The organism is Bradyrhizobium sp. AC87j1, assembly GCF_002936975.1.
Lineage (GTDB): Bacteria > Pseudomonadota > Alphaproteobacteria > Rhizobiales > Xanthobacteraceae > Bradyrhizobium > Bradyrhizobium shewense.
Window position 1 is genome coordinate 1 of sequence record NZ_PTFE01000044.1, and the last position, 26,879, is coordinate 26,879.

The window sequence follows — 26,879 nt, forward strand, 5'->3', positions numbered from 1 at the left end:
TGGTCCGGTTGACGCTCACGGTGGCGTTGCCGCCGCCCACAGACGTGGTCAGGCCGAGAGACTTGAGCAGGTCGGCCTTGCCGGTGACGCTCAGATCCGCACCCGTCGAGCTCTTCAGCGTGACGGCGCCGCCACCAACGCTCGAAGCGGTCTGGTTGAAGCTGGTGGCGAGCGTCGCAGCACCGGCAGTGATGGATGCCGTCTTGACGCCGCTGGCCAGATCGACCGCGGTCAACAGATCGCTGACGGTCGCAGCCGGCGTGCCCGCGGTACCGAGATAGACCGTGGAGTTGCCGTTGCCGTCGGTGACGAGGTTGCCGCTGACGCCCGAGCCGGACGCAACACCAGTCGAGGCCGGAGCAGAGCCCGAGCGGAAGGTGATGGTCTTGCCGTTCACGGTCAGCGTGTCGCCGTCGGCGGGCTGGGCGTTGCTGGCCAGGCCGGTGGCGGTCGTGCCGTTGGTCGCGATCAGGGTGATGGCGCCGGTCAGGGCCGTGGTGCCGTCGCCGGCCGTTCCCGCGGTGCCCGTGAAGGTGCCGATGGTGGCGCCGAGCGTCGTGGTGCCGCTCGCAGCCGTGGTGCCGCCGGCAGCGCCGCTAAACACGACGTTGCTGCTCGCCGTCGCGCTGGCGAACGAAGTCGTGCCGCGCAGGTCGGCCGCCGTCGCACCGGAGATGGTGGCGGAGACGTTCGACTTGGTGGAGTAACCGACGGTGGTCTGCAGCGCCTGGTTGGCGATCGACTTGGCGCTGTCGATCAGCTTCTGCAGCGAGGTGATGCCGGTGTTGGCGGCCTGCAGCACCTGCACGCCGTTGGCGATGCCGTCGAGCAGATTGTTGATGTCGCTGGCGCGGTTGTCGAGCGACTGTGCGGTGAAGAAGTTGGTGGGATTGTCCAGGGCCGAATTGACGCTCTTGCCGGTCGACAGACGGTTCTGCGTGGTGGCGAGGAGATCTGCAGTGGACTGGAGGGAGAGGAGGTTCTGGCGAACCGACGCGGAGAGGACGATGCCTGACATAACTCTGTTACCTTTCTGGTAAACGACGCAACTGTTACTCGTCTGCTTGGATCGAGAGTGACCCAGCGACCGGCGGACCGTGGCGCCGAGACCTCTAACGAAACATGAAATGAAATCCGTGCCTTTGCCGGGTTTCGCGTGATTCGGCCGGGGACGCCGCGCAGACCGCCGCGCAACCGCATGGGGTACGACCTTGAAAATATTGCGGTTTCCCGCGTGAACGGCAGGAATTTACAGCTCGTTAACTAATTGCGAGCGAGAATCACGTCTTAATAGGCCGCAACGAACGCTCGGTTACGAAAGCGTTGATGGAGAACAGGCAATGGCCCTCAAGGTCGAGCTCAGACCGCACGAACGCATCATCGTCGGTAACTGCGTGATTACCAACACGGACCAGCGCGCCCGCCTTCTTATCGACGGCGACAACGTGCCGATCCTGCGCGAGCGCGACATCCTCACGCCGGAGACCGCGGATTCGCCGGCGAAGCTCGTCTATCTGGCGGTCCAGCTCATGTACATCTCGCCGGATCCGCAGAGCCAGCACGGCACCTATTTCAACCTGGTGCGCGATATCGTCACCGCGGTGCCGAGCGCCTGGCCGATCATCGAGGGCATCAACAACAACATCCTGAACGGCGACCTCTACCGGGCGCTGAAGGATGCCCGCAAGCTGATCGCCTATGAAGAGAAGCTGCGGAGCCAATTCGAGGCCACCCATCCCCAGACGGAAGCGGCCAAGGACGTGAGCTCCGCCGCCTGACCATCGACGTTCGCGTGCCGAAGCCACGCGAACGGCCTCGCCCCGCAAACGACAACGGCCCCGGATCATCTCCGGGGCCGTTGTCGTTTCAGCCATGCACCAGTGCTATGGCGCCGCGAGCGGCGGTGCCTCGACCTCGATCATCCCGTCGCCGCACCGCCGGCCGCCGAACTCCAGCACAGCTGCGACCAGCGCATCGATGTCCGCCTCCTCGGTGCGGTGATTGACGATCGCGGCGCGGATCGCAAATCTGCCGCCCAGCGTCGTGCTCGAGGGCGCTGCTATTCCGGACTCCTGGATGTCGGCGACAATCTCGCGATTGACCGCATCATCGGCACGATAGCGGAAGCAGACGATGTTGAGGTTGACCGGCGCCAGCAATTCCAGCCGCGGTTCGGCCATTACGCGGGCCTCCAGATATTTCGCCAGCGCGCAGCTTCTCGTGATCGTCGCACCCAGCCGATCGGTACCGAATGTCTTCAGCGTGAACCACGTCTTCAGCGCACGGAAGCCGCGCGACAGATCGGGGCCGAGATCGCAGGGCCAGACCGCGCCCGCCGCAAGCCCCCTCGCCTCGCGGCGCAGATAGGCCGCGGGCTGCGCGAAGGCCTGCCGATGCTGCTCGCCATCGCGCACCAGCAGGAAGCCGGCATCGTAGGGTACCTGTCCCCATTTGTGGAAGTCGAGCGCAATGGAATCTGCGAGCTCGATGCCGCCGAGCAGCGGCGCGAGCTCGGGCGAGAAGATCGCAAGCGCACCGAAAGCGCCGTCGACGTGAAACCAGATTCCCTCCTCGCGGCACAGCTCCGCGATCGCCTTGAGGTCGTCGATCGCACCAATGTCGACCGTGCCGGCAGACGCAACGACCAGGAACGGCTTGAAGCCGACCTCGCGATCGATTGCGATTTGCGCACGCAGCGCTGCTACGTCGATGCGATGATCGGCATCGACGCCGGTCTTGCGCAGCGCATCGGTGCCGAGCCCGGCGATATCCATCGCCCTGGAGACGCAGCCATGCGCGGCCTGCGACGTATAGGCCGTCAGCACCGCGCCGTCATTGCCGATGCCGTATTGTCGCGCCAGCGTGCCGAGCGCAGCCGTGCGCGCCACCAGCACCGCCATCAGATTGGCCATCGACGTGCCCGTGACGAAGATGCCGCTCGCACTGTCCGGAAACGCGAACAGGCGGCGCATCCAGTCGACGATCTGACGTTCGACCTCGATCGGCATGTGGTCGCGTCCGCCGAGATTGGCGTTGAGGCCGGCCGCGAGCATGTCCGCGACCATGCCGACCGCGGTGCCGCCGCCATGCACCCAGCCCATGAAGCCGGGATGGACGTTGCCGGTCGCATAGGGCGCGACGTGTTCGGCGAATTCGCGGTAGACCTCGGCGAGGTCGCTCGCCTCGCAGGGCACGTCGGCCTTGAAGGCCGCGCGGGTCGCATCGGGAATCGGCTGCCAGACGGGGCGCGCCCGAACGTTGGCGATGCCGTCGATCGCATCGTCGAGCATGCGATGGGCGAGCGCGCGAAATTCGCTCCAGTCCTGCGGGTCGAGCGAGCTGCGCGCGACGGAGCTTTGCGCGTCGCGGATGATCTCGTTCATGCTGCACTCCCCTCGCCTGCTCTTGCATGCCGCGACAGCATCGCCGAGAACGCCGCAAAGATCTTGCGCATCTGTGGCGGCTTGTAAGGAAACACGACCGGCGAATCCATGTTGTGCACGACGGCGGTGTTGTCGGCCTCGAACACCAGGAGCTCGCCGTCCTGGTTCTCGGCGCAATCGACGATGAAATAATCGAGGCCGACGCGCCTGCTCATCTCGCCGAGCGCGTGTCCGTGGCGCGCGGCGAAGGCGTGGTCGAAGTCGCGCATGAAGATCGCCTCTTCAGCCCGCTTCTCCTCGCTGAACGCCATGTAGGCGTTGAGATACCAGATGTCCCAGCGGTCGGCGATCGCCATGTGACAGGCGTAGGGTTTGCCGTCGACCATCGCGAGACGATATTTGCGGTAGAGTCCGTCGGGATTTACATAGTCGACGAAGCGCGCGACGAAAAAATCCTGCTCGTCACGCTCGGCAAGATAGGCTGCGAGCGCGGCCGCATCGTCGAGCTTCGCGAGTCCGACGCCGGCATGCGAGCCGCGCGGCCGCGCGATCATCGGAAAGCGCAGTTCACCCGCGATGTCCCGGCAGGCGATCTGCCCTCGCGAAAGATCCGACAATTGCGCGCGCGTCGCGTGAATGGTCGCGGGAATGTCGAGACCCGGCACGCCGGCCAGCAGCCGATGCAGCTTGTCGCGATCGAGGTTGCCGATGCGATCGGGACGATTGAGCAGCGGCCGCGGCCAGTGCGGCGCGGCCTTCTCGATCGAGGCGAGCGCCTCGCGGCATTCCTCGGAATCGGAGGCGACCACGATGGCAACGTCGTGCTCGGGCAAATTCTCGGGCAGACCGACGCCCTTGACAACATAGAGCGTCAACAGCTCGATGTCGGAGCCTTCGAGCAGAAAATCGATCGGCGTGTTGCCGCCCATGTCGATGTCGGCTGCTAGCGCGAGCACGCGCAAGCCCGGCTTCGGAGCAGCGCTCGGCGTGCGAAACAATTGGTGGAAGCTCAGCACCTCCGACTGGATCGCAAGCCCTCGATCCTTGTCGCCGAGTAGCTGGGTGATCAACGACAGATCCAGCCCTTCGCCCGCCAGTGCGGTCCCCGCCGCGATCCGCGCCAGCAGCTGGTCGCGCAACGGATGCAGGTCGACACCTTCGAAGGCCTGGCGCGTCAGCTGCGCAAAGCCGATGCGATCGGCGTAGTTCGCCGCCGTCATGCGAAGCCGCGCGGAAACCGGATGCTGCATCTCACACCTCGAACGCGGAGTTTACCGGCACCGCCGCGACCGCGCCACGGTCAAGCAGCAGCTCGATCTTTACCAGGACATGGGCGATGCGATCGAGAATTTGCTGCACGTTGCGTTGCGCCTGCGCGATGTCGGGCGACCAGGCCTCGGTCACGAGCCGTGCGCCGACACAGAGGCGCAGCACCGCCTGCGGTGCCTCGTCCTGCCGCTCCAGCCGGACCGGCTGGCCGATCAGGCAGCGCTGCACGGCGACCTGCCGGTCCGCCGCACTGCCGCCGATCGCCTCGTTCATGTCACGCGCCAGCGCGCGCTGAACGGCCGCGGTCTCGGCGATCGAGACCGGCTTGCCGTCGCGCAGCAGGATGAACGGAAAGATCGTGGTTTGTGCAAATTCCTCGTCATCCACGCCGGCGGTCCCGATCGCGGATGGGACGGGGCGAAGCGACGGCGACAGCGCGATCATGCTGTCGATGCCGGCGGCGAGCTCGGCGAGCATCTCGGCGCGGAAAGCCCCTGATACGGCGTAGTAGCGGCCGATCTCGGCCAGCGCCGCTTCCCAGCGCAGCCATTGACCGAAGTTCGGACGGCGTTCGAAGCGCGAACGCAGCGCCGTCCAGGCCACCGGCCAATCGCAACGGCCGGCATAGTCGAAAATACCAGGCGCAATCCCCTCGACCCGGTCGAGCGACCGCGAAAGGCCTTTGGGCACCAGCACCGCGCCGCTGAAAGCGGGTCCACCGAAGAATTTCGAGCCTGTCATCAGCACCATATAGCCGCGGTCGAGATAGGAGCGCAGCCGGCGGCGGCCGAGCCGGGCCTGGCAGGCGTCGACGACGATCTGCACCTTGCGCGGCCAGCGCCGCGCGATCTCGTCGAGACCGGCCGCGCTCGGTGCGCGCCAGCCGAGCTTCGATGCATCCATGATCTGGAGCAGCACGGGCGCGCCTTGCGTGATCGTGGCCTCGATCGCATGCAGCACCGCGGCATCCGCGTCCGCGCGCATCGCAATCCCGGCCGCGGTCCCGAGCAGCGGCAATGCGAGACTGGCGCCGGCGAGCCCCGCAACCGCACCGTCCTTGCGAACCGCAAGGCCGCTCGCCGTCATGGAGCTGAAATGGTGCCCGCGGGCGGTGTGGATCGTCCCGCTTCCGGTCTGGTCGGCGCCGACCACGATCGTCACCGGCGGTGCCCCGAGCACCGCGCGCGCCAGGAACAGGGCGTGGAGCTGGGAGTCCGTGCCGGAGGGCGAGAACACGACGTCGACGCGCGGCGAGAGCTGGAGATGGCCGCGCAGCTCGTCCCGCATGTCCTCGCAGCGCGCATCGAAGGCGATCTCGACCTCGTCGAACAGGCACTTGTGCATCAGCTCTTCGCGCGCCAGCGCGGCACGGTCGTAAGCGGTTTGCGAGATCGTCGATGCAGTCGAGGAGGCGAAATTCCAGATCTCCGGCTCCGGCGAAGCCGCGCAGCCATAGCCGTTGACGCGATCCCTGGCGTCGAGCGCCAGCCGCGGATCGCCGCCGGAGACGAGCAGCGTGTCCAGTGGCGTGAAGAGATCGCGCAGGCGATAACGCGAGCCGCCGTCGGGAGCGCGCTCCTGACCTGACAGACGGGATGCGCCGGCGCTCATCCCGGAAGGCTCACGCCGCATCGGCCGCAGCCGCCGGCGCGAATTGCGAGGCGATATCGCCGTGGAATACCGACGGCCCGACGTGATCGAGCGAGCTCTGGATGTCGGCCCAGATCTCGCCGCCGATACCGGTCCAGCGCTTGCAGAAGGCAAAGTCCTCGGACAGATACGTGCCGGTTGCCGGATCGATCATGCATTCGAACAGCGCAAACCGGTTCTGGCTGGCCGCCAGCGTGTCGTGCGAATGCTCGCGGAAGAACTGCAAGGCCGCATAGTCCGGATGACGGCACATCGCCTCCAGCGCCTGGCGCCGGATCATCAGGAAGCCCGTGCCGGCATAGCGCACCCGGGTGAAGCCGTTGACCACGACGATGCGGTCGGGATCCTCGATCTCGAGCACGTAGTCGAGCGAGGCGGCCGGCACGTCGGTGCGGCCCGACTGGATCGCCCGCGCGGCCTTGTCCCAATTGACCCGCTTGATCGGATAGCAGCCGGCGACGACGTCCGCGCCGCATTCGATCAGCCGGAACACCTGCTCCGGCTTGAAGCCGATATCGGCGTCGATAAACAGGAAATGCGTCGCCTTGGGATCGTCCAGGAACATCGCGACCAGATTGGCCCGCGCGCGGGTAATCAGCGCATCGCCGTCGCGCAGCAGCACCTTGAGCTCGAGATTGGACATGCCGTGCACGGCCCGCTGCAGCGCGAAGATCGAGCTCGCATAGATGCTCGACACCTGCCCGCCGAAGCACGGCGTTGCCACCACCAGTTGCATCCTGTCCGACATCGGCAGCTCCGCCCCGCTCCAATCCTCACCAAGAGGTAAAGAGGCATGGTTAACGGCGCCTTAACGCATCCTTACAGGAACTTGACGAGCGAGAGCTGCGCGAGGTTCGAGGTTACCTGGTAGGACGCCTGGAGCGCGTTCTGGAGCGCCAGGAGCTGGCTCGCGACCTGGTCGGGCGGGGCCGATTCCGCCTGGTCGATGATGGTCTGGAGCTGCGCCTTGGCCTGGGTCTGGCGCGTGCTCGCGTCCTTCATCGTGTTCTGGGCCATCGCGATGTCGGTCTGGATGTCCTCGATGCGCTGCTGGCCGGGCTGCTGGGTCAGCGCCTGGGTCGTGCGCAGGCTCAGCGCGGCGACCTGCCCGCCCGAATACTGCCCGGTCGGCGAGGTCGAGAAGGTCCCGAACACCGCGATTGCCTGCAGCTGCCGGCGGATCGCGTCCTCGTTCGCCTGGGCGCCGTACTGCACCGTGACGGAATCGTCGACCCGCGCCATCGCGGTGGAGCGCGCCGAGCCGGGCCCGTCATTGCCAAGGTACCATTCCACGGTGGTGGCCGAGCCGTTGACCAGCGTCGTCGCCGAGCTCGCGGGCGAGGAGCCGACGCGCAGCGGCGGCTGGGTGGCGGTCACCGGCGTCGCGCTGAAGCCGAGCGAACCGAGCGCGCCGGTATTCGAGCTGGTGATGTTCAAGCTCGCCGCATCGTCGGTGTTAATGGTGATCGAACCGCCGTGGACCGTCGAGGGCTTCGACGTCCCCGTGATCTGGTCGATCTTGCCGAGCAAATTCTGGATGCTGTCGCCGACGTTGAGCTGGTTGCCGGTCGCGCCCGAGGCCACGAAGGTCAGCGTGGTGCCGTTGACGGTGATGGTGTCGCCCGCAACGAAGCCCGGCGAGATCGAGTCCGACGGGTTCGCGCCGGATAGTGCCGTTGCACCGCTGATCGGTGCGGGTGGGGCTGCCTGGTTGGTCTTGGCAGCGCCGATCGCCGAGCTTGCGGTGTTGAAGAAATTGTCGCCGGCGACGATCGCGGATGCCGCCACCAGCGAGGTGTTGGCGAGCTTCGTGATCGCCGTGTTCAGCGCGGTGTTGAGGTTGTCCGCGGTGTTGGTCGGGTTGACGGGGGTGCTGGCGTCGATCGCGAAGCTGCCGAGCGGCGTCGGCGTGGCCGTCGACGCGGTCAGATCGATCTGCTCGGTCGAACCGTCCGGCAGCGTGAACTGCACGCTCAGCTTGTCGCCATTGTTCGGATTGACGCCGTTGAGATCGACCGAGAACGACACCGGCGAGCCGCTCGGGCCGGTGATGGTCGCGCCCGTCAGGGTCGAGGACACCGCCTTGAGCTTCAGCCCGAACGGCGATCCGGCGGCGTCTTCCGACACCTGGATCGAGCTGGGCGTCGGCTGCGTCTGCACCAGGCGGCCCATGCCGTTGGCGCCGAGGTCGGCGGCCTGGCGCTCCGCCATCACGGTCTTGAACCCCGCCTGCGTCGTGGTGCCGTTGATGATGTCGCCGGCATCCGCAACCGACTGCGTGCTGATGGCGGTTCCGGAGAACAGATAGCGGTTGCCGGTCTGCGTGTTGAGCACGCCGACCATCGAGCCGAACTGGGCGACGGCGGTGTTCTGCGCGATGGTCTGGCCGTTGACGTTGAGATCCTGCGCGGTGTTGGCCGCGCCGGTCTGCACCGTGCTGCGGATCTTGGTCAGCGACTGCAGCGCGGTGTTGGCGAGGTTGATGCTGACATTGACGTTGGTGATCGTGTCGGTATAGGCGGCGATGTTGGAGAGCTGCGCGCGCCCGGCGATCGCAAAGCCCTCGTTGGTGCCCATCCCGGAATAGTTCTGCGACAGCTTGCCGGTCGAGAGCTGCGTCGACAGGTCGGTGAGCTGCTGATTGATGTTGCGGATCTGCGAGCCGAGAATCGACGAAGAGTAGTTGATGCTGCTGATCGACATGTTTCAGAGCCCTGTTACTTGTTACACTTGAGCCTGGAGCAACGTATTCATCATGCTTTGCACCACCGACATGACGTGGGCGTTGGCGGCATAGGCATTCTGGAGCTGGATCAGGTTCGACATCTCCGAGTCCAGATTGACCTTGGAGGTCGAGTCGAACTTGGCCTGGAGCGTCGAGACCACGACGCTCTGGCCCTGCTGGAGCTGGGTGGCCTGGGTCGCGGAATTGGCCTGGACGCTCAGGAACTGCTGGAGATAGTTCGAGACGCTGCCGGTGAAGGGCTGGCTCGCCGAGCCGAGACCGCTCGCTGGCGAATAGGAGAACACCGCCGAGGTGAGCTGCGAGTAGAGATAGTCCGAACGCGCGGTGTCACCCGAAGGCGTCACCGGCGAGGTGTTGTACACCGACATCCGTGTCGGATCGGAGACCAGCTGCGTGTTCACGGCGATGCGTCCGGCAAGGCCGGTCATCTGCGAGCACGAGGCGGTGATCGCGCCGGTGTAGAGCGCCTGTCCGCCGTCGGTGAACAGCGGCAGTTGCGGATTGCCCGAGGTCAGCGACGAGATCGTCTTGGTGATCGAGGATGAATTGACCTTGGCGAGACCGCTGTTGTCGTCCGTGATCCGCAGCGTCGTGGCGGTCGCCGGCGACGGCGCGGCGGAGAACGTCAAATGCGAGGTGGAGAGCGCCGTGTTGAGCGCCGCAGCGATCGCGCCCATGCCGCCGGAGAAGTTCACGCCGATCTGCATCGGGTTGGCGTTGGTGGCGTTCTGCAGCGGCAGCGCCGCCGGATCGGTGACGTTGACAAGGGTGACCTGGCGCTTCGTGTTGGTCGCCGTGTCGGTGTAGGTGAAGGTGGCGGTGTTGCCCGGCAGCGCACCGGCAAGGTCGATGTCGAAGCCGGCCGGCGGGCCCGACACCGTGGTGCCGGCGGTGGTCTTGTCCGACAGCGCGCTCGACATCGTGGCAGCGAGCTGGTCGATTTGGTTCTGCGCCTGCACCAGCGTCTCGTCGCGCAGCTTCAGATCGGCCGCGATCTGGCCCGAGGAGACCACGTTGTTGGCGACCACGTCGACCTTCGAGCCGTTCGGCAGCACGATGTTGAGCGCGCCGACGCCGGACTTGGCTGGATCGATGTTGTAGAGCGAGGTCGCCGACAGCGCGCCGGCGGAAGCAAAGGTGAATTGCGAGGCGAGCCCGGCGCCGACGAGCTGGATGCCCGTCGTGGTGTAGATGTTGGCCTGGTTCGAACCGTCGGTGGTGACACGGACGTCGACATATTTCGACAGCGTGTTGATGGCCTGGTCGCGCTGGTCCATCAGCGTCGCGGCCGAGGGGTCGTTGGCCGACAGGCCCTGCAGCTTGGTGTTGATGTCGGCGATCTGCTGCATAGCGACGTTGGCCGCTTGCGCCGAATTGCCGAGATCCTGCTCGACATTGGAGCGCAGCGACTGGATGCCCTTGGTGGTGACGTTGAGCTGCGTGGCCAGCGCCTGCGCCGCACCGAGCGCCACGGTTTGCGCCGATGAGGCGCCCGAGCTGGTCGACAGCGCCTGCAGCGCCGTGGTGAACTTGTTCAGCGCGGTTTCGAGCGTGCCGCTGTTGCCCGGCGTGCCATAGACATTCTGAAGCTGCTTCAGGATGTTGGCCATCTGATCGGCGTAGCCGCTGCCGCCGGTCTCGGTGCGCAGCTGGTTCAGCACATAGGCGTCGAGCTCCCGGCTGACGCCGGTCGTCATCGCCGTCGAGCCGAAATCGCCGGTGGTGACCTCGATCTGGTTCGGGGTCTGGACGACGTAACCCGGCGTCTGCGCATTGGCGACGTTCGAGGAAACGATCGAGAGCGCGGCCTGGTTGGCACGCAGACCGCTCATCGCACTGGCGAGGGCTGAACTCAAACCCATCTTACTTGCCGCCTTTGGTTACGTTACGCGCCGATCAGCGCAACACGTTCAAGAGGTCCTGCACCATCGAATTCGCGGTCGTGATCACCTTGGTGTTGGCCGAATAGGCCTGCTGGGTCACGATCAGCTTGGTGAATTCGTCAGCGATGTCGGTGTTGGATCCCTCCAGCGACGAGCCGCTGATGGTGCCTGAAGCACCGTCGATCGCGTCACCCGACTGCTCGGTCGCGGCATAGGCACCGCCGTCCATCGCCTTCAGATAGTTGGTGCCGTTGAAGTGCGACAGCTGAACCTGAGCGAGGTTGAGGTTCTGGCCGTTGGAGAAGGTGCCGACCACGATGCCGTTGTTGTTGACGGCAACCGAGCGAAGCTGACCGGCGGCATAGCCGTTCTGCGTGATGGTGTTGATGGTCACCGCGCCGCTGGTGCTGGCATATTGCGTCAGTCCGCCGGAGGAGATGTTGAAGGCGACGGAGCCGAGCGACTGGCCGCTGACGCTGACATTGTTGATGGTGATGCCCGAGCCGCTTGGCGAGGTCAGCGAGCCGTCGCTGGCAAAGGTGAAAGTCTGGCCGGTATTGACCCAGCCGACGGTCGTGCCGGTCGCGTTCGGATCGGTCTGGTAGAACAGGTTCCAGCTATCCGAATGACCCGCGCCCAGCGAGGCGCTGTCGGTCTTGGCCCAACGCAATTGCAGGTTCACCGGCGTGCCGGCGGCGTTGTAGGCAGTCACCGCACCGCCGCTGATCGATTCCTTGGTGAAGGTCGCGATGTCGTTGCCGATCACGCCACCGGTGCCGGCGGTGCCGCCGCCGTCGCGGTTCTTGGTGATGGTCGAGGTGAAGCCGAGCGCCGAGAAGGCAGCGCTGTTGGAGCTGGACACCGAGAGGTTGGAGACGGTGCCGGTGTTCAGCGTGATGACGCCGCCGCTGCTGACCGACGATCCAGAGGCGCCGGAGAGCGTGTCGATCTTGCCGAGCAGAGTCGTGACATTGTCGGTGGTGAGGATCTGAGCGGCGCTGGGAACCGTGGGCGGCGAGACGAAAGTCAGTGTCTGGCCGTTGACGGTGATGGTATCGCCGGCGGCGAAGCCGGACGAGAGCACCTGGGCGCCACCGGCGGTCGCGCTGCCGCTCAGCACCGTTGCACCCGAGATCGCGGGCGAGGACAGCACGTTGCCGCCGCGGGTGACGCTACTGATGCCGAGCGCGGTGGCGGCGGTGCCGCTGCCGACCGCCACATCAGTGCCGGTGCCGGTGGAGATCACGATGTTGCCGCTGGCGGAGAGCGAGGCCGTGACGCCGGCGCCGCCCGCGGTCTGGATCCCGTTCAAGATGTCCGCAACCGTCGCCGTCGTGCCCGCGCCGAGACCGATCGTGGTGTTGTTGCCGACGGTCGAGACCGTCGTGCCGCCGTTGAACGTGATGGTGTTGCCGTTGATGGTCAGCGTCTGGCCGCTCAAGGCGGTGAGGATGCTGGAGGCGAGATGGGTGCCGACCGCGTTGTCGAGCGATGTGGTGGTCGAGGCCACCGCCGACGAATTGTTCTGCAGTGCGACGGTGCCCGTGCCCGTCGTCGACGAGTAGGCCGAACGGATGTTGCCGGTTGCAGCCGCGCCGGACACCAATGCGTTGGCATAGGGCGCGGGAGGTGTGCCGACCGGCAGCGGGTTGGCGGCGAAATCGGACGGGTTCAGCCCGCCCGCCGCCAGCAGCGTGCCGCTCGACGCGGTCGTTTTCGCCACCGTGTTCGGCTGGGTCGGCAGGTTCGCAGCGTATTGGATCGAGGTGGTCGCCTGCGCCGGAATGAAGTTGTTCTGGAATTGCAGCACGTTGGCTACGCTGCCGGTCGGGTTACCGGTCTTCGGATCGACCGTGACGCCCATCAGGTAATAACCGGCGCCGTTGACCAGATTGCCGTTGGCATTGAGCTGGAAGTCGCCGCGCCGCGTGTAGTAGGTGACCCCGGTGAAAACAGGCACGTTGTCGACGACGCCGCTCGCCTTCTGGATCGAGAAGAAGCCGTCGCCGGTGATCGCCATGTTGGTAGCGACGGTGGAGCCCGAGATCGTGCCCTGCGTGGTGATGGTGGCCTTGGCGTTGGCCGTCACACCACCCGCGACCTGCTTGCTTGGGACCGAGGAGTCGGGGATGAGATCGACGAAGCTGGTGCCGATGCCCTTGTAACCGGTGGTGGATGAGTTCGCGATGTTGCCGGAAATGTTCTGCAGCGCGTAGGACTGCGCCTGCAGGCCACCCACCGAGGTGTTCATTGCATCGAAGATACCCATAACTTTGTCTCCAAATCCGATCTCGGCGGCGGGTCGACATGGCCGCAGTCGGAGGAGACAGTCGCAAGGGCTATGCCAATGCGCGTATGCTCAGGAAATCAATGACTTAATGAAAAAGCCCCGGCCCGACGACCGGGGCACATTTGCCGGGACCGGCAACAATTGCCGGGAGATGGGGTCATTCCGGAGCGGTCCGCAGGACCGAATCCGGAAGTTCGAGATTCCGGGTTCGGTCCTGCGGACCGCCCCGAAATGACACTTCAACTCACTACGTCGCGGACGCCGCCGCCGGGCGGAAGACCAGCCCGAAACCGTCAATGCAATAGCGCAATCCGGTCGGCTTCGGACCGTCGTCGAAGACATGGCCGAGGTGGCCGCCGCAGCGCCGGCAATGCACCTCGGTGCGCACCATGCCGTAGGCGCGATCCTCGGTCTTGCCGACATTGCCCTCGATCGGCTGATAGAAGCTCGGCCAGCCGGTGCCGCTCTCGAATTTGGTCTCGGAGGCAAACAGCGGCAGGTCGCAGCCGGCGCAGGCGAAGACGCCCTTGCGGTGCTCCTTCAGCAACGGGCTGGAGCCGGGCCGCTCGGTGCCGTGGTTGCGCAGGATCTCATATTGCTGCGGCGTGAGCTGGGCGCGCCATTCAGCCTCGGTCTTCGTGATCTCGAACTTTTCCGCGACTTTCTCGCCAGCCTCGGCAGGCGTTCCTCTCAGCCAGCGGAAGGCCCCAAGGCCGAACAGGCCGGCGGCAGTCGTCAACAGGATGCGGCGGTCAAACATCTCATTCTCCGTGCGGGAGCTCCACGCCCTGAGATACGGGCTCTGTCGGCCAACGTTACACTGACGGGCGGAATTTCTCTCAACTTATTGGGAGGTGACGCCATCTTGCGAGGCCGGTTCCACGGCCCGCTCTGCCTCCCGGACCGCGGGTTTCGGCGGCGGAGCCGGCCGCTGCCGGACGCCGGCCGGTGGACGGCGCGGACCGGTGCCGGCGGCCCGATTGGCTTCGGCCAGACGCGCCTCGCGCTGCCGGTCCTTGACCCTGGCACGTTCGCGGTAGCGGGCGAGCGAACCCGCGGCGGCGGAACTCGCCCTGCCCCAGATCCCGACCAACTGGCCCGCGACCCGCCCGGTGGCGCCGCCCGCCCAGACCAGCTCGAACGGCGAGAACAGCTTCCACCGCTCATCGCCCCACAGGATGCTGCGGGCGATCATCTGCCCGGCCATGGCCGAAATGTTCATGCCCTGGCGGCCGAACCCGCTCGCCACCCACAGGCCTTTGCGCAATTGGCCGATCTGCGGCATGCCGTGCACGGTCTGGCCGGTGGCGCCGCCGAACATTTCGCTGATCTCGACATTGCCGAGCTCCGGAAAGATCGTGCGGATCCGCCGCCTGATGCTGCCTGCAAAGCGCTGCGGCCGCGCGGCCCAGGTGGTCTCCGGGCTCTCCCACAGCAACCGGTCACCCTCGACGATGCGGAAATGGTCGACCCCGTCGGAATCCATCACCGCTCCCTTGAAGGCGATGATCTCGTGCACGCGCTCGCCGAGCGGCGCGGTGATGCCGGCATAGCGCCAGACCGGCAGCAGCGTCTCCGACAGCCGTCGCAAGGGCGCGCCGAGATGGATGTTGCCGGCAAGCACAATGTGGGTTGCGCGCATACGCGCCGAGGGCGTGACGATGCGTTTGCGGATGCCGGAATGATCGATGCTGACGACCGGCGTGTCCTCGAAGATGCGGGCGCCTGCCCGCCGCGCCAGCGCCGCGAGGCCGTGCACATATTTGCGGCCGTCGACCTGGAATCCTTTGGGATAATACACGCCGTGGAAGTAGCGATCGGTCTTGAGCACCTCGCGGACGCGATCGACCTGCCAGCCCTCGACCTCGGTGTCGAAATCCTCGTTCAGCATCTGCAACCGGCTGATCAGTCGGTCGCCGGCGTCGACGTTGGAGACCTCGAGCACCCCGTTGCTCGGGGCGATCCCCGGCATGTTCTCTTCCGTGGCATTGGCGCGGACGAACTCGGCGCCCTCCTTCGACAGCGTCCACAATTCGCGCGCGTCCTCGAAGCCGATGCGCTCGATCAGGTCGGTGAGCGGCAGTGCAAAGCCCGGCAGCACGGTGCCGAGCTGGTTGCCGGAAGCGTTCCAGCCGATATGACGGCCCTCGAGCACCGCGACGCTGGCCCCGAGCCGGGCGGCCTCCAGCGCGATGGAAAGCCCGGCAAGCCCGGCCCCGATGACGCAGATGTCGGCGTCGAGATCGAACGACAGCCGCACACGGTCGCGAAAGCCGGCTTCTTCCTGGGACATGCTTGTGAAAGTCTCGCTCATGCCGTTTTCTTAGAGGACTGAGCGGGCGCTTGTCACCTTGTCCTCACCCGCGTCTGTACATTATCCGCGACCGTAACGATTCGAGAATGCCATGCGCCGTTTGATGCTGCTGCGTCACGCCAAAACCGAGACCGACGCGCCGAGCGGCCGTGACCAGGACCGACGGCTCGACGATCGCGGCCACAAGGATGCCGCCCGGATCGGCGACTGGATCGCCGCCCATCCGCCCTTCCCCGAGGCCGTGCTGGTGTCGCACGCCGTCCGGGCCCGGCAGACCTGGGACATTGCCTGGGAGGCGATGAAGGACCGCGTCCCGACGCCGCAGGTCGAGATCCTGCCCGAACTCTACGGCGCCGATCCCGCGCAGATCCTGGACTCCATTCGCACCGCAACCGCCCCCGCCGACCCGAAGCAATTGCTGCTGGTCGCCCATAATCCCGGCATGCACGAGGCCGCCTTGATGCTGATGGACGGCGGCGATCCTGATGGCGCCAGGGCGCTCGCCGACAACCTGCCCACCGCGGGGCTTGCGATCTTCGACTTTGCCGTCAAGGATTGGGGTGACGTGGCCTACCGCCGCGGCAAGCTGGTGCGGTTCACCAGCCCCAAGCTGCTTCGATCGGGATGATCGCGACGGCCGGCAAAACGTGCTGACTGGAAGATTTGGAGGCGCAGATGTTCAAGTCCATCCTCGTGCCCATCGACCTCGCCGACACCGACCTCGCCAAGCCGGCGATCGCGACCGCGGCAACGCTGTCGCAGACCTGGAGCGGCCAGGTGCGGCTGCTCAACGTGCTGCCGATGACGCCGGTGATGCTGGCCGAATACGTGCCGGCCGATTTCGACGAGCAGCAGCGCCAGACCTCGGAAGAAGCCCTCGCCATCGTCGCACGCGAATCCGGCATCGAGGCTTCCCGCATCTCCAGCGTGGTGCGCCAGGGCGGCATCTATCACGAGATCCTGGAGGAAGCCGTGCACATGAAGGCCGATCTGATCGTGATGACCTCGCACCGGCCGGCGATGCGCACCTATTTCCTCGGCTCCAACGCGGGGCATGTGGTGCGCTACGCGAAGTGCTCGGTGCTGGTGGTGAGGCATTAAGGATCGTCATAACCCGGTCTCCTAGGGTGGGTTAGCCGTGCGGACTGCGCGAAGCGCTGACCGCTCGGCGTAACCCACCACTTTAATATCCGCGGAGGCAGAAGAGGTGGGTTACGCCTGGGGACTGCGCTTCGCGCAGCCCGGGGCTAACCCACCCTACTCGTCTACAATCCCTTGCGTTTCTACAATCCCTTGCGTTGCCCGACGGGCAAAACACCCAATTGGTCGGTCAATCCGCATCGCCGAAAATATTCCACTTTACCGAAATTCGGAAACGGCGTATGTGTCGCCTCAACCCGGCCCAAGGAAGAGGGGCGTATCGCGATCGTCACGAACGCGGGCTGGGCGGCGGTGGACGTGGGTCACATCGGCGCGAACAGCAATCGCAGGGCGGAGAGCCGTGAGCGAAAGCGTCGCGCACACGACCGGTGTGATTCTAGCGTACGGCAAAATCGTGTGGTCCTGGCGCCCGGGGTCTGTGCGTCAAGTGTTGCGGTGATGTGGCGGCCCAACCGGGCACGCGCATCAGCCAACCGCAAGGCGACGGGGGCAATAGTGCATCGCTCCCCGGGGAGAGCACGACATAAGCCGTAAAACCACTGCGCAGGGAAGGCCGGGATGTCCTGGCTACACCTGTATGCCGCTGTGCAAACTTCTTACTCCAATTTCGCACAGTGGACCTCGGGTGCCAGCGGGCTCCCGGTCTTCCCTGCGCCCTCTTTCAACTATGGGGGCGAAGCGACGAAGCAAAGCTCGGGCGAAATGCGCCGCGAGGCTGACGAACTATGTCTGTCGTTGAACAAAGGTCTCGTGCCCCGGACGCTGCGCAGCGCTTCTTCAGCGGTGCGCTGCAGAGCCGGGGCCCATGTGGCAGCACGCGTTGTGGCCCTCTGGGTCCCGGCTCTGCAGCAGCAACGCTTGCGCGTTGCGGCGCGTCCGGGACACGAGAGGCTTACAGATACCGCGTCAGCTCGGCCTTGACCTGCCCGTAGACGGCGTCCTCGATCTGGCTGCGCGTGATCCCGATGTCGCGCAGGGCGCGGTCGTCGAGTTCGTTCAAGGTCTTGACCGCCGAGCGTCGCTCGAGGCGGTTGAACAGCGCATAGGCGCCTTGGGCGAGCGTTGCAAAAAATCCGCTCGTTGAGGATGGGCGTAAACTCCGCCCGGCAGTTTGCGAGATCGTGGTCATGTTTCTTCTCCGGCCTGTTGTCCCGCGCGGCGAAGCAGGTGCCGTTGGCGCCGACGCTTGTGGGCGCCTGCACCTCATTTGCCGTCGGATTGCTCTCGCTCTCCTCGGCTCAATCGTGGAACTTGATGGAACTTAAATGCTCCAGTACACTTCTCGGAGCAAGTAAAACATTGCTCTCGGTGCAATAATGTCAAAGTTCGAGTACGTGAAGCTTGCCGATGCCATTGCCTCGGATATCTCTAACGGCACGTTAAGGCCCGGCGATCGGCTGCCGCCGCAGCGCAATTTTGCCTATGACCGCGGCATCGCAGTCTCGACGGCGAGCCGGGTTTATACGGAGTTGCTCCGGCGTGGGCTCGTCGTCGGCGAGGTCGGCCGCGGCACCTTCATCTCCGGCGACATCAGGCGCGAGGTCGAGGCGTTGAGCGAGCCGCGCGATGCGCGGATCGATTTCGAGGTCAATTATCCGCTATTGCCGCAGCAATGGGCGATGATCGCCAAGAGCCTCGCAGGGCTGGAGCGCGTCGACGCGCTCGAATCCGCGCTGCGCGTCTCGACCAGCACCGGCACCAAGAGCGCGCGCAACGCTGCCGCCGCCTATCTCGCGCGCAAGGATTTCGCGCCGCAGGCCGAGCAGATCGTCTTCACCGCCAACGGCAAGCAATCGCTCGCCGCCGCGCTCGCGGCGCTCGTCCCCACCGGCGGCCGCTGCGGCGTCGAGGCGCTGACCTACCCTTACGTCAAGAGCATCGCGGCGCGGCTCGGCATTACGCTGGTCCCGATTCCCATGGACGAATTCGGCGCGCGTCCCGATGCGATCCAGAAAGCGCATCGCGAGGCGCACCTGTCGGCGCTGTATCTCCAGCCCATCATCCAGAACCCGCTCGGCGTCACCATGAATGCGACGCGGCGCGCCGACATCATGCGCGTCGCCGAAAAGCTCGACCTCACCATCATCGAGGACGCCGTCTACGGCTTCCTCGCCGACGACACGCCGCTGGCTGCGCTCGGCCCGGACCGTTGCATCGTGCTCGACAGCCTGTCCAAGAAGGTCGCGCCGGGCCTTGCGCTCGGCATCCTCGTGGCGCCGCCGCATTTGCGCGAAAGCGTGATGAGCGCGGTCCGCACCGGCGGCTGGATCGCCTCGGGCCACGCGCTGGCGGCCGGCCAGCGGCTGATGGCCGACGGCACCGTCGCCGAGCTGACACGGCTGAAGCGCATCGACGCCGTGCGGCGACAGCAGACCGCGGCAAGGCTGCTCGCGGGCTACCAGCACGCCGCCGATCCGCGCTCCTACCATCTCTGGCTGACGCTGCCGTCGCACTGGCGCTCGCAGACCTTCGTCGCGGCTGCGGCCCGGCGCGGCATCGCGCTGACGCCGTCCTCCACCTTCGCGATCGCCCACGGCCATGCACCGAACGCGGTGCGGCTCGCGCTCGCCCCGCCCACCTTCGAGCAGCTCGATTCCGGCCTGCGCACGATCGTGTCGCTGCTCGGCACCAAGGAAGAGGATTTCGACTCGACCGAGTAGCGATCGGTCTAAGGCAGCAAGGCCTTCGGCACCTGATCGAAGCGATAGCTCTGCGGCTGGTTGCGCCGGACGAAGCCGCCGACCTGCCAGGCGAACAGTGCGGCAAAGCCGAGGATGAACAGCGCGCCGGCGAACTCGCCGCTCACCAGGGCGCGGATTAACAGGCCCGCCATCGCCACCGTCAGCACCGCCAGGAACGCCAGCACCGCCGCATAGGCCGTGCGGCCGAGCCCCGCCGTCAGCACCGCGCGGCTGCCCGCCTTCGCCATCCGCTCGTGCAGCGCAAGGATGAACGCGCGAAAGCCATTGTCCTGCGGCGCCATCAGTGCCGCCGTCTGCCAGCTCGTCGACAGGATCGCGATGCGGCGGCCGCTGCTGTGAGTGACATCGGCGCGAAAGCGGTGCTGCTGCATCGACACCGGGCGGAACGACAGCCGGATCGCGCTGATCTCGTCATAAGGCCACAGCGAGGTGCGGCCGCCGATGTGCCAGGACAGCCCCTGCTCCGTCAGCTCGAAGCGATGCGCCGAGCCGATCAGCGACGCCTTGTACGCATAGCTCGTGACCGGCGTGGTCTCAGCTTCCGACCCCTGCATCCCGACAATCAATCCCGTCTGCGCAATCCCGTCCGCGCCATCCCGCCCGCGACCCGCTTGCGCGATCGGCCTCGCCCATCCTACAAGCGAGGCATGGCTGAGACGACCTTTTTTCCGCGCCGCCTGATTCTCGGCGCCGCCGTGATATCAGGCGTGCTACTCGCGCTCGCGGTGCACATGCTGGGCGCGCGCTACGGGCTCGACCTCGGCGGTCTCTGGCGCTCCGACACGCATGAGTTCATACCCGCCGGCGCGGCGATCGCGTGGTGGCTGATCGCGACCGTCGGCTTCTCCGGCGGCTATTTCACGGCGACGTTGATGCAGAGCGCGGTCTCCGGCCAGATCCCGCAACGGATGCGGCAGTTCCTGATCGCGGTTGGCGTGCTGCTGCTCGCGGGTGCGGGCCAGGTGGCCTCGGCGCCGAGCCCGATCCCGACCGTCTCGGGCGTGCTGGCCGGGCTCGCCGCGCTGTGCCTCGGCGCCGTCATGGCATGTTGCGGCGCCCATTTCGCGCTGCGCCGCGGCTGGAGCGTGATCCGGAAAAGTGCGAAGCGGTTTTCCAAATAGATCATGCTCAAACAATAGGGTCCTCAAGCCGACGCAAGCAGCCGCGGGCGGTTGAGCATCACCGCCACGTCGGAGGCCGGCCGCGGCTTGCTGAACAGATAGCCCTGCGCCTGGGTGCAGCCCTCGCGCCTGAGCAGCTCGAGCTGCGTGTCGTTCTCGACGCCTTCCGCGGTGGTGACGATGCCGAGGCTGCGGCCGAGACCGGTCACGGCGCGGATGATCGCCATGGAATCCTCGCGCGTCGCCAGCTCCGACACGAAGGAGCGGTCGATCTTGATCTTGTCGAACGGAAAGCTGCGCAGATAGCTCAGCGACGAATAGCCGGTGCCGAAATCGTCCAGCGAGATGCGCACGCCCATGGCGCGCAGCTCATGCAGCGTGGTCAGCGTCGCCTCGCTGTTCTGCAGCAGCACGGATTCGGTGATCTCGAGCTCGAGACGGCGCGCGTCGAGTCCCGAGGCAGCCAGCGCCGCGATCACGGATGCGATCAGGTTCGGATTCTTGAACTGCACCGGCGACAAATTGACGGCGAGGTCGACATCGTCTGGCCAGGTTGCCGCATCGATGCAGGCGGAGCGCAGCACGAATTCACCGAGCTGGACGATCAGACCGGTCTCCTCGGCCAGCGGGATGAAGTCGATGGGTGCGATCAGGCCGCGCTGCGGATGGTTCCAGCGCAGCAGCGCCTCGAAGGCGACGACGCGGCCGCTGGCGACGTCGCGGATCGGCTGGTAATACGCCTCGAACTCGTCGCGCTGCACCGCCGCGCGCAGGTCCATTTCCAGGAGGCGCCGCGCCTGCGCGCGTGCATCCATGCCGGTCTCGAAGAAGCGATAGGTGCCGCGGCCATCCGCCTTGGCGCGGTAGAGCGCGAGGTCGGCGTTCTTCAACAATTCGCTCGGATCGCTGCCGTCCTGCGGCGACAGCGAGATGCCGATCGAGACGCCGATCACGATCTGATGGTCGTCGATCTCGTAGGGCGCCGAGATGACCTCGACGAGGCGGCCGGCGAGCGATCTCGCAGCGGTTTCCTCGGAACGACCGATCTGGACCACGGCGAACTCGTCGCCGCCCAGTCGCGCCACCGTGTCGCTCTCGCCGACGGCGGCCGTCAGCCTGCGGCCGACCTCCTTCAGCAGCGCATCGCCGATGGGATGACCGAGCGAGTCGTTGATGTCCTTGAAGTGATCGAGATCGAGACAAAGCACCGCGAGCTGATCGCCCGACCTGGTGCGCCGCAGTCCCTGCTCGAGCTGCTCGTGGAACAGCACGCGGTTCGGCAGGCTGGTCAGCGCGTCATGGCGCGCCATGTGCGAGATCTTGGCCTGCGCTTCGAGCCATTCGGTGATGTCCTCGAAGGTCGCAACCCAGCCGCCACCCTGCATCGGCTGGTTGACGACACGGATGGAGCGGCCGAACCGGCTGACGATGTCGGTCGTAGTGCGCCCCTCGCGCGCGTCGGCCACGAGGCGGGCGAAGAATTGATCCGCATCGCCCTGCCACTGGCCCTTGGCTTGCTCTTCCCTGAGCACGTCGACCAGCAGGCGGCCGATCAGCGCGACGTCGGTGCGACGAAGCATGGCCGCATAACGCTCGTTGAACAGCATGATCTTGCCGTCGGCATCGAACATGCACAGACCCTGCGACATGTTCTCGAGCGCCGTATCCAGCACCATCTGCTGGGCGCCGAGTTCGCCCTTAGCGCGGCGGTCGAGCAACGCAGCCACGAGCGCGATCGCGATGATCGCTACCGCGGCGCTGGCCGTGAGGAAGGACAGCGAGGCCGGCGGGATCGACAGGCCCCCGATCGCGAGCGTCGGATCAGGTGTCAGCAGCACCGCGCCCATGGCGGTGAAATGATGCGCGACGATGGCGATCGTCAGCAGCACCGTCGCCATCAGCGCATGGAAGAGGTCGTCGCGCCGCGCGGCCACGAACAGTGCAAGTGCCGCAAAGACGATTCCTGACAGCACCGAGGCTGCGACCGTGCTTCCGATCCAGTCCACGCGCGCCGGTAGCTCCAGCGCCGCCATGCCGGTGTAGTGCATCGCCGCGACCCCGGTGCCGACGATGGCGCCGCCGAGGACGATCCACCCCGCCCGCAAGGACGATACGGCGATGCTCAGCCCCACGAAGGTCACGGAGATCGCAAAGATCAACGACAGGATCGTCACCGGGATGTTGTAGGCGCCGGCGCCGCCCGGCCCGTAGGCGAGCATCGCGATGAAATGCGTCGCCCAGATGCCGCAGCCGCTGACGGCGGCGTCCAGGCCGAGCCAGGCCAGGCGTCCGACACCGTGCGTCGCGCGCGCCCGGTGAAACAGGCTGATCGCCGCCGCGCTGGCGAGCAGACACACCGCGCCGCCAAGCGCGACGAGCCGCCAATCGTGCTCTTCGGTGAGACAGTAGAGAACTTGATACATCGCGGGCCCCTATGGACCCGCAGTTGAACCAACAGAGGTGGACAGGTGGTAACTGGCTACGCGCCTGTTGCGGCAATGGTGAACGGAAGATGTGCCCATTCACTCGGATTGTTCATCCTCGCGCCGGCGCACCGAGGCCGATCACGACGGCAGCGAGCAGCAGGACGGATGCGGACACGACCAACGACAAATGCAGCCCCGCCATGAACGCCCCCTCGGCGGCCACCAGCGAGCCGAACAGCGCGACGCCGAGGACGCTGCCGGTCTGCCGCGTCGCGTTCAGGACGCCCGCCGCGATGCCGGAGCGCGCCTTGTCGACGCTGCCCAGCAAGGTCGAGGTCAGCGGCGGAACCAGCAGCCCAAGTCCGCCGCTGATCGCGATCATCTGCGCGCAGATCATCCAATAGCTCGTGTCAGCCGCGATCCACAGCAGGCCGAGACAGCCGAGCGCCGACACGCAGGCACCGACCACGATGGTCGGGCACGGGCCGATGCGCTCGGCGAGGTGCGGCGCCAGCAGATTGACCGGCAGCACCGCCGCCATCATCGGCACGAAGGCGAGCCCGGTCCACCACGCCGACAGCCCGTTGATCCGCTGGAAATACAGGCTGAGCACGAAGATGAGGCCGTAGATCGCGATGTTGACGAGCAGGCCGACCAGCGAGGTCAGCGCGAACAGCCTCTGGCCGAACAGCGACAGCGGCAGCATCGGTTGCGCCGCGCGGCTCTCGCGCCATATGAAGAGGGCGGCGAAAGTGGCGGCCCCGACGAAGGCTGCGATCACGGCGGGATGATTCCACCCGAGCGCACCGCCTTCGATGATCGCGCCGGCCAGCGCTCCCAGCGCACCGATCGCGGCAAGCTGGCCGGGCAGATCGATCTCGCGCGAGCGAGCCCGCGTGGTTTCGCTGGCGTAGCGCCAGCTCAGCCACAGGCCGGCGAGCCCGATCGGCAGATTGACCAGAAAGATCGCACGCCAGCCGACCAGCGTAATCAGCGCGCCGCCGACAAAGGGCCCCGCGGTGAGCGCAAGGCTCGCGCCGGCGGCCCAGACCGCGACGGCACGGCCGCGCGCTCGCTCGTCCGGATAGGCATGATTGAGCAGCGCGAGGGAATTCGGCACCAGGATCGCCGCCGCAAGCCCCTGCACCAGCCGCGCTGCGATCAGCACGGGTGCATTGGGCGACAGCGCGCAGGCGAGCGAGGCCGCGGTGAAGATGGCGAACCCTGCCATGAAGACGCGCTTGGCGCCGATGCGGTCGCCGAGCGCGCCTGCGGTCAGGATGAAGGCGGCAAACGCGATGGTGTAGGCGCTGACCACCCATTGCAGCTCGGCGACACCGCCGCCGAGCGTCTTGCCCATCGCATCGAGTGCGGTGTTGACGATGGTGACGTCGAGCTGCACCACGCCGTAGCCGAGGCTCATCGCGGCGAGCGTGAGCGAGGTCGCAAGACGCGAACCGGCACGCGACGCGCCGGCGGCGGCGTGTGAAGTTTCAAATTTGATGGTGCTCGCTCGCATGCTGCCCTCGGTTGCAGCCCCATGCGGAATATAGGCGATCGGCGCGCCAGCATGTTTCGATAATGACCGAAGAATGGATGCGGCGATTTGGCGTGGTGCACTTGACCCTCTCCCCTTGCGGGCAGGGCAATCACATATGGCGCTTTGCACGGCCTGACCGCGCGCCTCGTCCTTCGAGACGACCGCTTCGCGGTCTCCTCAGGATGAGGCTAAGCAGCATCGGTGCTCGTTGAAACGAGTGCCGCACGCGGTCCTCATCCTGAGGGCCCGCCAACGGCGGGCGTCTCGAAGGATGGCCATCGGCGAAATCGCTCCCAAAGGAAGAGCAGAGTTGCGTCAGCTCGCCGCGCGCAGATTCACCTTGCTCTCGGCGAGTGTGGTCAACTTCTTGTCGGTCGCCTTCTCCTCCTCCAGCGTCTTGGCGAGCACGGTGGCGCAGTCGTTGCGGCCGAGCTGCTTGGCCCAGGCGATCAGGCTGCCGTAGCGTACGATCTCGTAATGTTCGGCGGCCTGCGCCGCGTTGATCAGGGCGGCATCGAGCACCGCCTTGTCGGCGACTTCGCCGGCGGTCTCGTCAGCCTCCTCGATGATGCCGTCGATCGCCGGACAGTCGACCGCCTTCACGGGGACGCCGTGCATCTTGAACACCTCTTCGAGCCGCGCGACGTGCTGCTTGGTTTCCTCGAGGTGCGTCAAAAAGCCCTGCTTCAGCTGCGGATCGGTGGCCTTACTGGCCATCTTCGGCAGCGCCTTGGTCAGCTGCTGCTCGGCGTAATAGATGTCCTGGAGCTGGTGCACGAACAGATCGTTCATGGTTTTGATGTCTTTTGTGAACAGTCCCATCGTTCCATCCTCTTTCGGTTTTGTGGAACACGAAGGCCGCGGCTTGCACGAAAAGCCGCTTATTCCGCCATGTTCGGTTGCTGATGGGGCCCAACGAGCACGCGGCATCGACGTTCCAAAAAGACCCGGATGGCTTGCGCTGGAACAATGCGGACGGCGCCGGCATCTGAAATCATGTCGGCATTACGAAACGCGCGGGGCCGAGCCGGTTTCACGACTCATATGCTTAACGCGCCGCCGATGTGAACCGCGTATGACAAAAGTGACCGGTCCGGCGCAGAACCTATTGTTGTCAAGGGCTGCACAAGCCGGTGTTTTTGCCTTAAATGAGCTGGATCATGCCCAGCGATCGATGCCTGCTTTTGGCCGTGATCGTACCCGACTGGCCAATGTCTGGCCTGGTCGGTCTTGCCCCCCGCCGGGAGGATGAATGCACGGACTGCTGCCCGCGCTGAAACGCGGCTTCACGAGATGGATCGGCTGGCGACGGCTCGGAGTAGCCGCGAGCGTGTTCATTATCGCCTTCGCGATCACCTCGCTGGTGCGGACCCTCAAGGGCATCGATACCGGGGTCATCCTGACTGCGTTAACCGAGATTCCCCGCGGGAGCATCGGGCTGGCGGCGATCTGCGTGTTCTTTGCGTTCTGTACGCTGACCTTCTACGATTTTTTTGCACTGCGAACGATCGGCAAGAAGCATGTGCCGTACGGCATTGCGGCGCTCTCCAGCTTCACGTCCTATTCGATCGGCCACAACATCGGCGCCACGGTCTTCACCGGCGGCGCGATCCGCTTCCGGATCTATTCGGACTACGGGCTGAACGCGATCGACGTCGCCAAGATCTGCTTCCTGTCGGGCCTGACCTTCTGGCTCGGTAACATCTTCGTGCTCTCGATCGGCATGGCGATCCATCCGGATGCGGCGTCCTCGATGGACCAGCTCCCCTCCTCGATCAACCGGCTGATCGCGCTCGGCGGCCTCGCCTCGATCGGCGCCTATCTGGTCTGGCTCTGCATGGGCGAGAAGCGGCGCGAGCTCGGCCAGAAGGGCTGGAAGGTGGTGCTGCCGTCGGCGCCGCTAACGCTGGTCCAGATCCTGATCGGGGTGGTCGATCTCGGCTTCTGCGCCACGGCGATGTACCTGCTGATGCCGGCCAATCCGCCGATCGACTTCATGTCGCTGGCCGTGGTGTTCATCCTGGCGACGCTGCTCGGCTTTGCCAGCCACGCCCCCGGCTCGATCGGCGTGTTCGATGCCGCCATGCTGCTGGCACTGCCCGAATTCGGCCGCGAGCAGCTCCTGGCGACGCTGCTGGTGTTCCGCCTTCTCTATTTCGTGATCCCGTTCGGCCTTGCCATCTCGATCATGGGCACGCGCGAGCTCTGGATGAACGTGGTCGAGCCCTGGCAGGAGCGGCGGCGGCTGGCGGAGGCTTGCGCGCAGGCCAATCTGCCCAAGCAGGTGACGCCGATGGAGCGCGAGCGGATACTGCGGCAGGCCAACAAGCGGTAGGCCGCGATCTGGACCCGGAGGGGTTGCGAGCGGCAGAGCAATGCTCTCTTATTTCCGCC

Annotated in this window: 21 protein-coding genes; 6 read left to right on the top strand and 15 right to left on the bottom strand. The window is 65.9% G+C overall.

What is annotated here, in order from left to right; translation table 11 throughout:
- A partial coding sequence (locus tag CV770_RS22125) for a DUF1522 domain-containing protein (protein WP_146101333.1) occupies positions 1 to 1,018 on the bottom strand: 1,018 nt, incomplete at its 3' end.
- Between the two features lie 322 nt (positions 1,019 to 1,340).
- On the opposite strand from CV770_RS22125, the gene flbT reads away from it, so the two are divergent.
- Positions 1,341 to 1,778 carry a flagellar biosynthesis repressor FlbT gene (flbT, locus tag CV770_RS22130; protein WP_028144338.1) on the top strand — a complete coding sequence of 146 codons (438 nt, stop codon included), beginning with the start codon at positions 1,341 to 1,343 and terminating at the stop codon, positions 1,776 to 1,778.
- A 105-nt stretch (positions 1,779 to 1,883) separates the two neighbouring features.
- Here the strand turns inward: flbT and CV770_RS22135 are convergent, their stop codons facing one another.
- The 9 genes from CV770_RS22135 to CV770_RS22175 form a co-directional block, all read right to left on the bottom strand.
- A complete protein-coding gene (locus tag CV770_RS22135) occupies positions 1,884 to 3,383 on the bottom strand; it encodes a pyridoxal phosphate-dependent decarboxylase family protein (RefSeq protein WP_104463842.1) in 1,500 nt (499 codons plus the stop codon).
- Positions 3,380 to 4,633, bottom strand: coding sequence for an ATP-grasp domain-containing protein (locus tag CV770_RS22140; protein WP_104463843.1), 1,254 nt, complete (start codon positions 4,631 to 4,633; stop codon positions 3,380 to 3,382). Before CV770_RS22140 ends, CV770_RS22135 begins: the two co-directional genes overlap by 4 nt.
- A gap of 1 nt (position 4,634) precedes the next feature.
- Entirely contained in the window at positions 4,635 to 6,284 is a 1,650-nt protein-coding gene (locus tag CV770_RS22145) for a hypothetical protein (RefSeq protein WP_201759978.1), read from the bottom strand.
- Complete coding sequence (locus tag CV770_RS22150) at positions 6,274 to 7,050, bottom strand: methylenetetrahydrofolate reductase (RefSeq protein WP_104463844.1); 777 nt, start codon at positions 7,048 to 7,050, stop codon at positions 6,274 to 6,276. Before CV770_RS22150 ends, CV770_RS22145 begins: the two co-directional genes overlap by 11 nt.
- A 71-nt stretch (positions 7,051 to 7,121) precedes the next feature.
- Positions 7,122 to 9,005, bottom strand: a complete 1,884-nt coding sequence (locus CV770_RS22155) for a flagellar protein (RefSeq protein WP_104463845.1) — start codon at positions 9,003 to 9,005, stop codon at positions 7,122 to 7,124.
- 21 nt (positions 9,006 to 9,026) lie between these two features.
- Positions 9,027 to 10,910 carry a flagellar hook-associated protein FlgK gene (flgK, locus tag CV770_RS22160; protein ID WP_104463846.1) on the bottom strand — a complete coding sequence of 628 codons (1,884 nt, stop codon included), beginning with the start codon at positions 10,908 to 10,910 and terminating at the stop codon, positions 9,027 to 9,029.
- A gap of 34 nt (positions 10,911 to 10,944) precedes the next feature.
- The gene (locus CV770_RS22165) at positions 10,945 to 13,200 is read right to left on the bottom strand and encodes a flagellar hook-basal body complex protein (protein WP_104463847.1); all 2,256 of its coding nucleotides are present in this window, start codon (positions 13,198 to 13,200) and stop codon (positions 10,945 to 10,947) included.
- A gap of 268 nt (positions 13,201 to 13,468) precedes the next feature.
- Positions 13,469 to 13,981 carry a peptide-methionine (R)-S-oxide reductase MsrB gene (gene msrB, locus CV770_RS22170; RefSeq protein WP_104463848.1) on the bottom strand — a complete coding sequence of 171 codons (513 nt, stop codon included), beginning with the start codon at positions 13,979 to 13,981 and terminating at the stop codon, positions 13,469 to 13,471.
- 84 nt (positions 13,982 to 14,065) lie between these two features.
- On the bottom strand, positions 14,066 to 15,535 hold the full coding sequence (locus CV770_RS22175) for an NAD(P)/FAD-dependent oxidoreductase (protein ID WP_104463849.1): 1,470 nt from the start codon (positions 15,533 to 15,535) through the stop codon (positions 14,066 to 14,068).
- Between the two features lie 91 nt (positions 15,536 to 15,626).
- Between CV770_RS22175 and CV770_RS22180 the strand changes: the two genes are divergently transcribed.
- Entirely contained in the window at positions 15,627 to 16,163 is a 537-nt protein-coding gene (locus CV770_RS22180; protein ID WP_104463850.1) for a SixA phosphatase family protein, read from the top strand.
- Positions 16,164 to 16,210: 47 nt separating this feature from the next.
- The gene (locus CV770_RS22185; protein ID WP_026201824.1) at positions 16,211 to 16,636 is read left to right on the top strand and encodes a universal stress protein; all 426 of its coding nucleotides are present in this window, start codon (positions 16,211 to 16,213) and stop codon (positions 16,634 to 16,636) included.
- A 952-nt stretch (positions 16,637 to 17,588) separates the two neighbouring features.
- Here the strand turns inward: CV770_RS22185 and CV770_RS22200 are convergent.
- The gene (locus CV770_RS22200) at positions 17,589 to 17,825 is read right to left on the bottom strand and encodes a DUF1127 domain-containing protein (protein WP_104463851.1); all 237 of its coding nucleotides are present in this window, start codon (positions 17,823 to 17,825) and stop codon (positions 17,589 to 17,591) included.
- Positions 17,826 to 18,012: 187 nt separating this feature from the next.
- Between CV770_RS22200 and CV770_RS22205 the strand changes: the two genes are divergently transcribed.
- Entirely contained in the window at positions 18,013 to 19,356 is a 1,344-nt protein-coding gene (locus CV770_RS22205) for an aminotransferase-like domain-containing protein (RefSeq protein ID WP_091958895.1), read from the top strand.
- Between the two features lie 8 nt (positions 19,357 to 19,364).
- Here CV770_RS22205 and CV770_RS22210 read toward each other — a convergent pair whose 3' ends face one another.
- Positions 19,365 to 19,952 (bottom strand): hypothetical protein, encoded by a 588-nt coding sequence (locus tag CV770_RS22210; protein WP_104463852.1) that lies wholly within the window; start codon positions 19,950 to 19,952, stop codon positions 19,365 to 19,367.
- A gap of 93 nt (positions 19,953 to 20,045) precedes the next feature.
- On the opposite strand from CV770_RS22210, the gene CV770_RS22215 reads away from it, so the two are divergent.
- Entirely contained in the window at positions 20,046 to 20,519 is a 474-nt protein-coding gene (locus tag CV770_RS22215) for a hypothetical protein (protein ID WP_104463853.1), read from the top strand.
- Positions 20,520 to 20,542: 23 nt separating this feature from the next.
- Here the strand turns inward: CV770_RS22215 and CV770_RS22220 are convergent, their stop codons facing one another.
- The 3 genes from CV770_RS22220 to CV770_RS22230 form a co-directional block, all read right to left on the bottom strand.
- On the bottom strand, positions 20,543 to 22,942 hold the full coding sequence (locus CV770_RS22220) for an EAL domain-containing protein (protein WP_104463854.1): 2,400 nt from the start codon (positions 22,940 to 22,942) through the stop codon (positions 20,543 to 20,545).
- A gap of 112 nt (positions 22,943 to 23,054) precedes the next feature.
- A complete protein-coding gene (locus CV770_RS22225) occupies positions 23,055 to 24,464 on the bottom strand; it encodes an MFS transporter (RefSeq protein ID WP_104463855.1) in 1,410 nt (469 codons plus the stop codon).
- A 336-nt stretch (positions 24,465 to 24,800) separates the two neighbouring features.
- On the bottom strand, positions 24,801 to 25,307 hold the full coding sequence (locus CV770_RS22230) for a YciE/YciF ferroxidase family protein (protein ID WP_091958911.1): 507 nt from the start codon (positions 25,305 to 25,307) through the stop codon (positions 24,801 to 24,803).
- Between the two features lie 430 nt (positions 25,308 to 25,737).
- Between CV770_RS22230 and CV770_RS22235 the strand changes: the two genes are divergently transcribed.
- Entirely contained in the window at positions 25,738 to 26,820 is a 1,083-nt protein-coding gene (locus CV770_RS22235; RefSeq protein ID WP_104463856.1) for a lysylphosphatidylglycerol synthase transmembrane domain-containing protein, read from the top strand.
- Positions 26,821 to 26,879: the final 59 nt, after the last annotated feature.

Excerpts from the sequence above, each read along its gene's own strand:
- CV770_RS22200 (WP_104463851.1), bottom strand. The coding sequence starts at position 17,825 with ATGACCACGATCTCGCAAACTGCCGGGCGGAGTTTACGCCCATCCTCA.
- CV770_RS22225 (WP_104463855.1), bottom strand. The coding sequence starts at position 24,464 with ATGCGAGCGAGCACCATCAAATTTGAAACTTCACACGCCGCCGCCGGC.
- CV770_RS22220 (WP_104463854.1), bottom strand. The coding sequence starts at position 22,942 with ATGTATCAAGTTCTCTACTGTCTCACCGAAGAGCACGATTGGCGGCTC.
- CV770_RS22140 (WP_104463843.1), bottom strand. The coding sequence starts at position 4,633 with ATGCAGCATCCGGTTTCCGCGCGGCTTCGCATGACGGCGGCGAACTAC.
- CV770_RS22215 (WP_104463853.1), top strand. The coding sequence starts at position 20,046 with ATGGCTGAGACGACCTTTTTTCCGCGCCGCCTGATTCTCGGCGCCGCC.
- flbT (WP_028144338.1), top strand. The coding sequence starts at position 1,341 with ATGGCCCTCAAGGTCGAGCTCAGACCGCACGAACGCATCATCGTCGGT.
- CV770_RS22155 (WP_104463845.1), bottom strand. The coding sequence starts at position 9,005 with ATGTCGATCAGCAGCATCAACTACTCTTCGTCGATTCTCGGCTCGCAG.
- CV770_RS22175 (WP_104463849.1), bottom strand. The coding sequence starts at position 15,535 with ATGAGCGAGACTTTCACAAGCATGTCCCAGGAAGAAGCCGGCTTTCGC.
- CV770_RS22135 (WP_104463842.1), bottom strand. The coding sequence starts at position 3,383 with ATGAACGAGATCATCCGCGACGCGCAAAGCTCCGTCGCGCGCAGCTCG.
- CV770_RS22210 (WP_104463852.1), bottom strand. The coding sequence starts at position 19,952 with ATGCAGGGGTCGGAAGCTGAGACCACGCCGGTCACGAGCTATGCGTAC.
- CV770_RS22180 (WP_104463850.1), top strand. The coding sequence starts at position 15,627 with ATGCGCCGTTTGATGCTGCTGCGTCACGCCAAAACCGAGACCGACGCG.
- CV770_RS22165 (WP_104463847.1), bottom strand. The coding sequence starts at position 13,200 with ATGGGTATCTTCGATGCAATGAACACCTCGGTGGGTGGCCTGCAGGCG.
- msrB (WP_104463848.1), bottom strand. The coding sequence starts at position 13,981 with ATGTTTGACCGCCGCATCCTGTTGACGACTGCCGCCGGCCTGTTCGGC.
- CV770_RS22230 (WP_091958911.1), bottom strand. The coding sequence starts at position 25,307 with ATGGGACTGTTCACAAAAGACATCAAAACCATGAACGATCTGTTCGTG.
- CV770_RS22235 (WP_104463856.1), top strand. The coding sequence starts at position 25,738 with ATGCACGGACTGCTGCCCGCGCTGAAACGCGGCTTCACGAGATGGATC.
- CV770_RS22205 (WP_091958895.1), top strand. The coding sequence starts at position 18,013 with ATGTCAAAGTTCGAGTACGTGAAGCTTGCCGATGCCATTGCCTCGGAT.
- CV770_RS22185 (WP_026201824.1), top strand. The coding sequence starts at position 16,211 with ATGTTCAAGTCCATCCTCGTGCCCATCGACCTCGCCGACACCGACCTC.
- CV770_RS22150 (WP_104463844.1), bottom strand. The coding sequence starts at position 7,050 with ATGTCGGACAGGATGCAACTGGTGGTGGCAACGCCGTGCTTCGGCGGG.
- CV770_RS22145 (WP_201759978.1), bottom strand. The coding sequence starts at position 6,284 with ATGCGGCGTGAGCCTTCCGGGATGAGCGCCGGCGCATCCCGTCTGTCA.
- flgK (WP_104463846.1), bottom strand. The coding sequence starts at position 10,910 with ATGGGTTTGAGTTCAGCCCTCGCCAGTGCGATGAGCGGTCTGCGTGCC.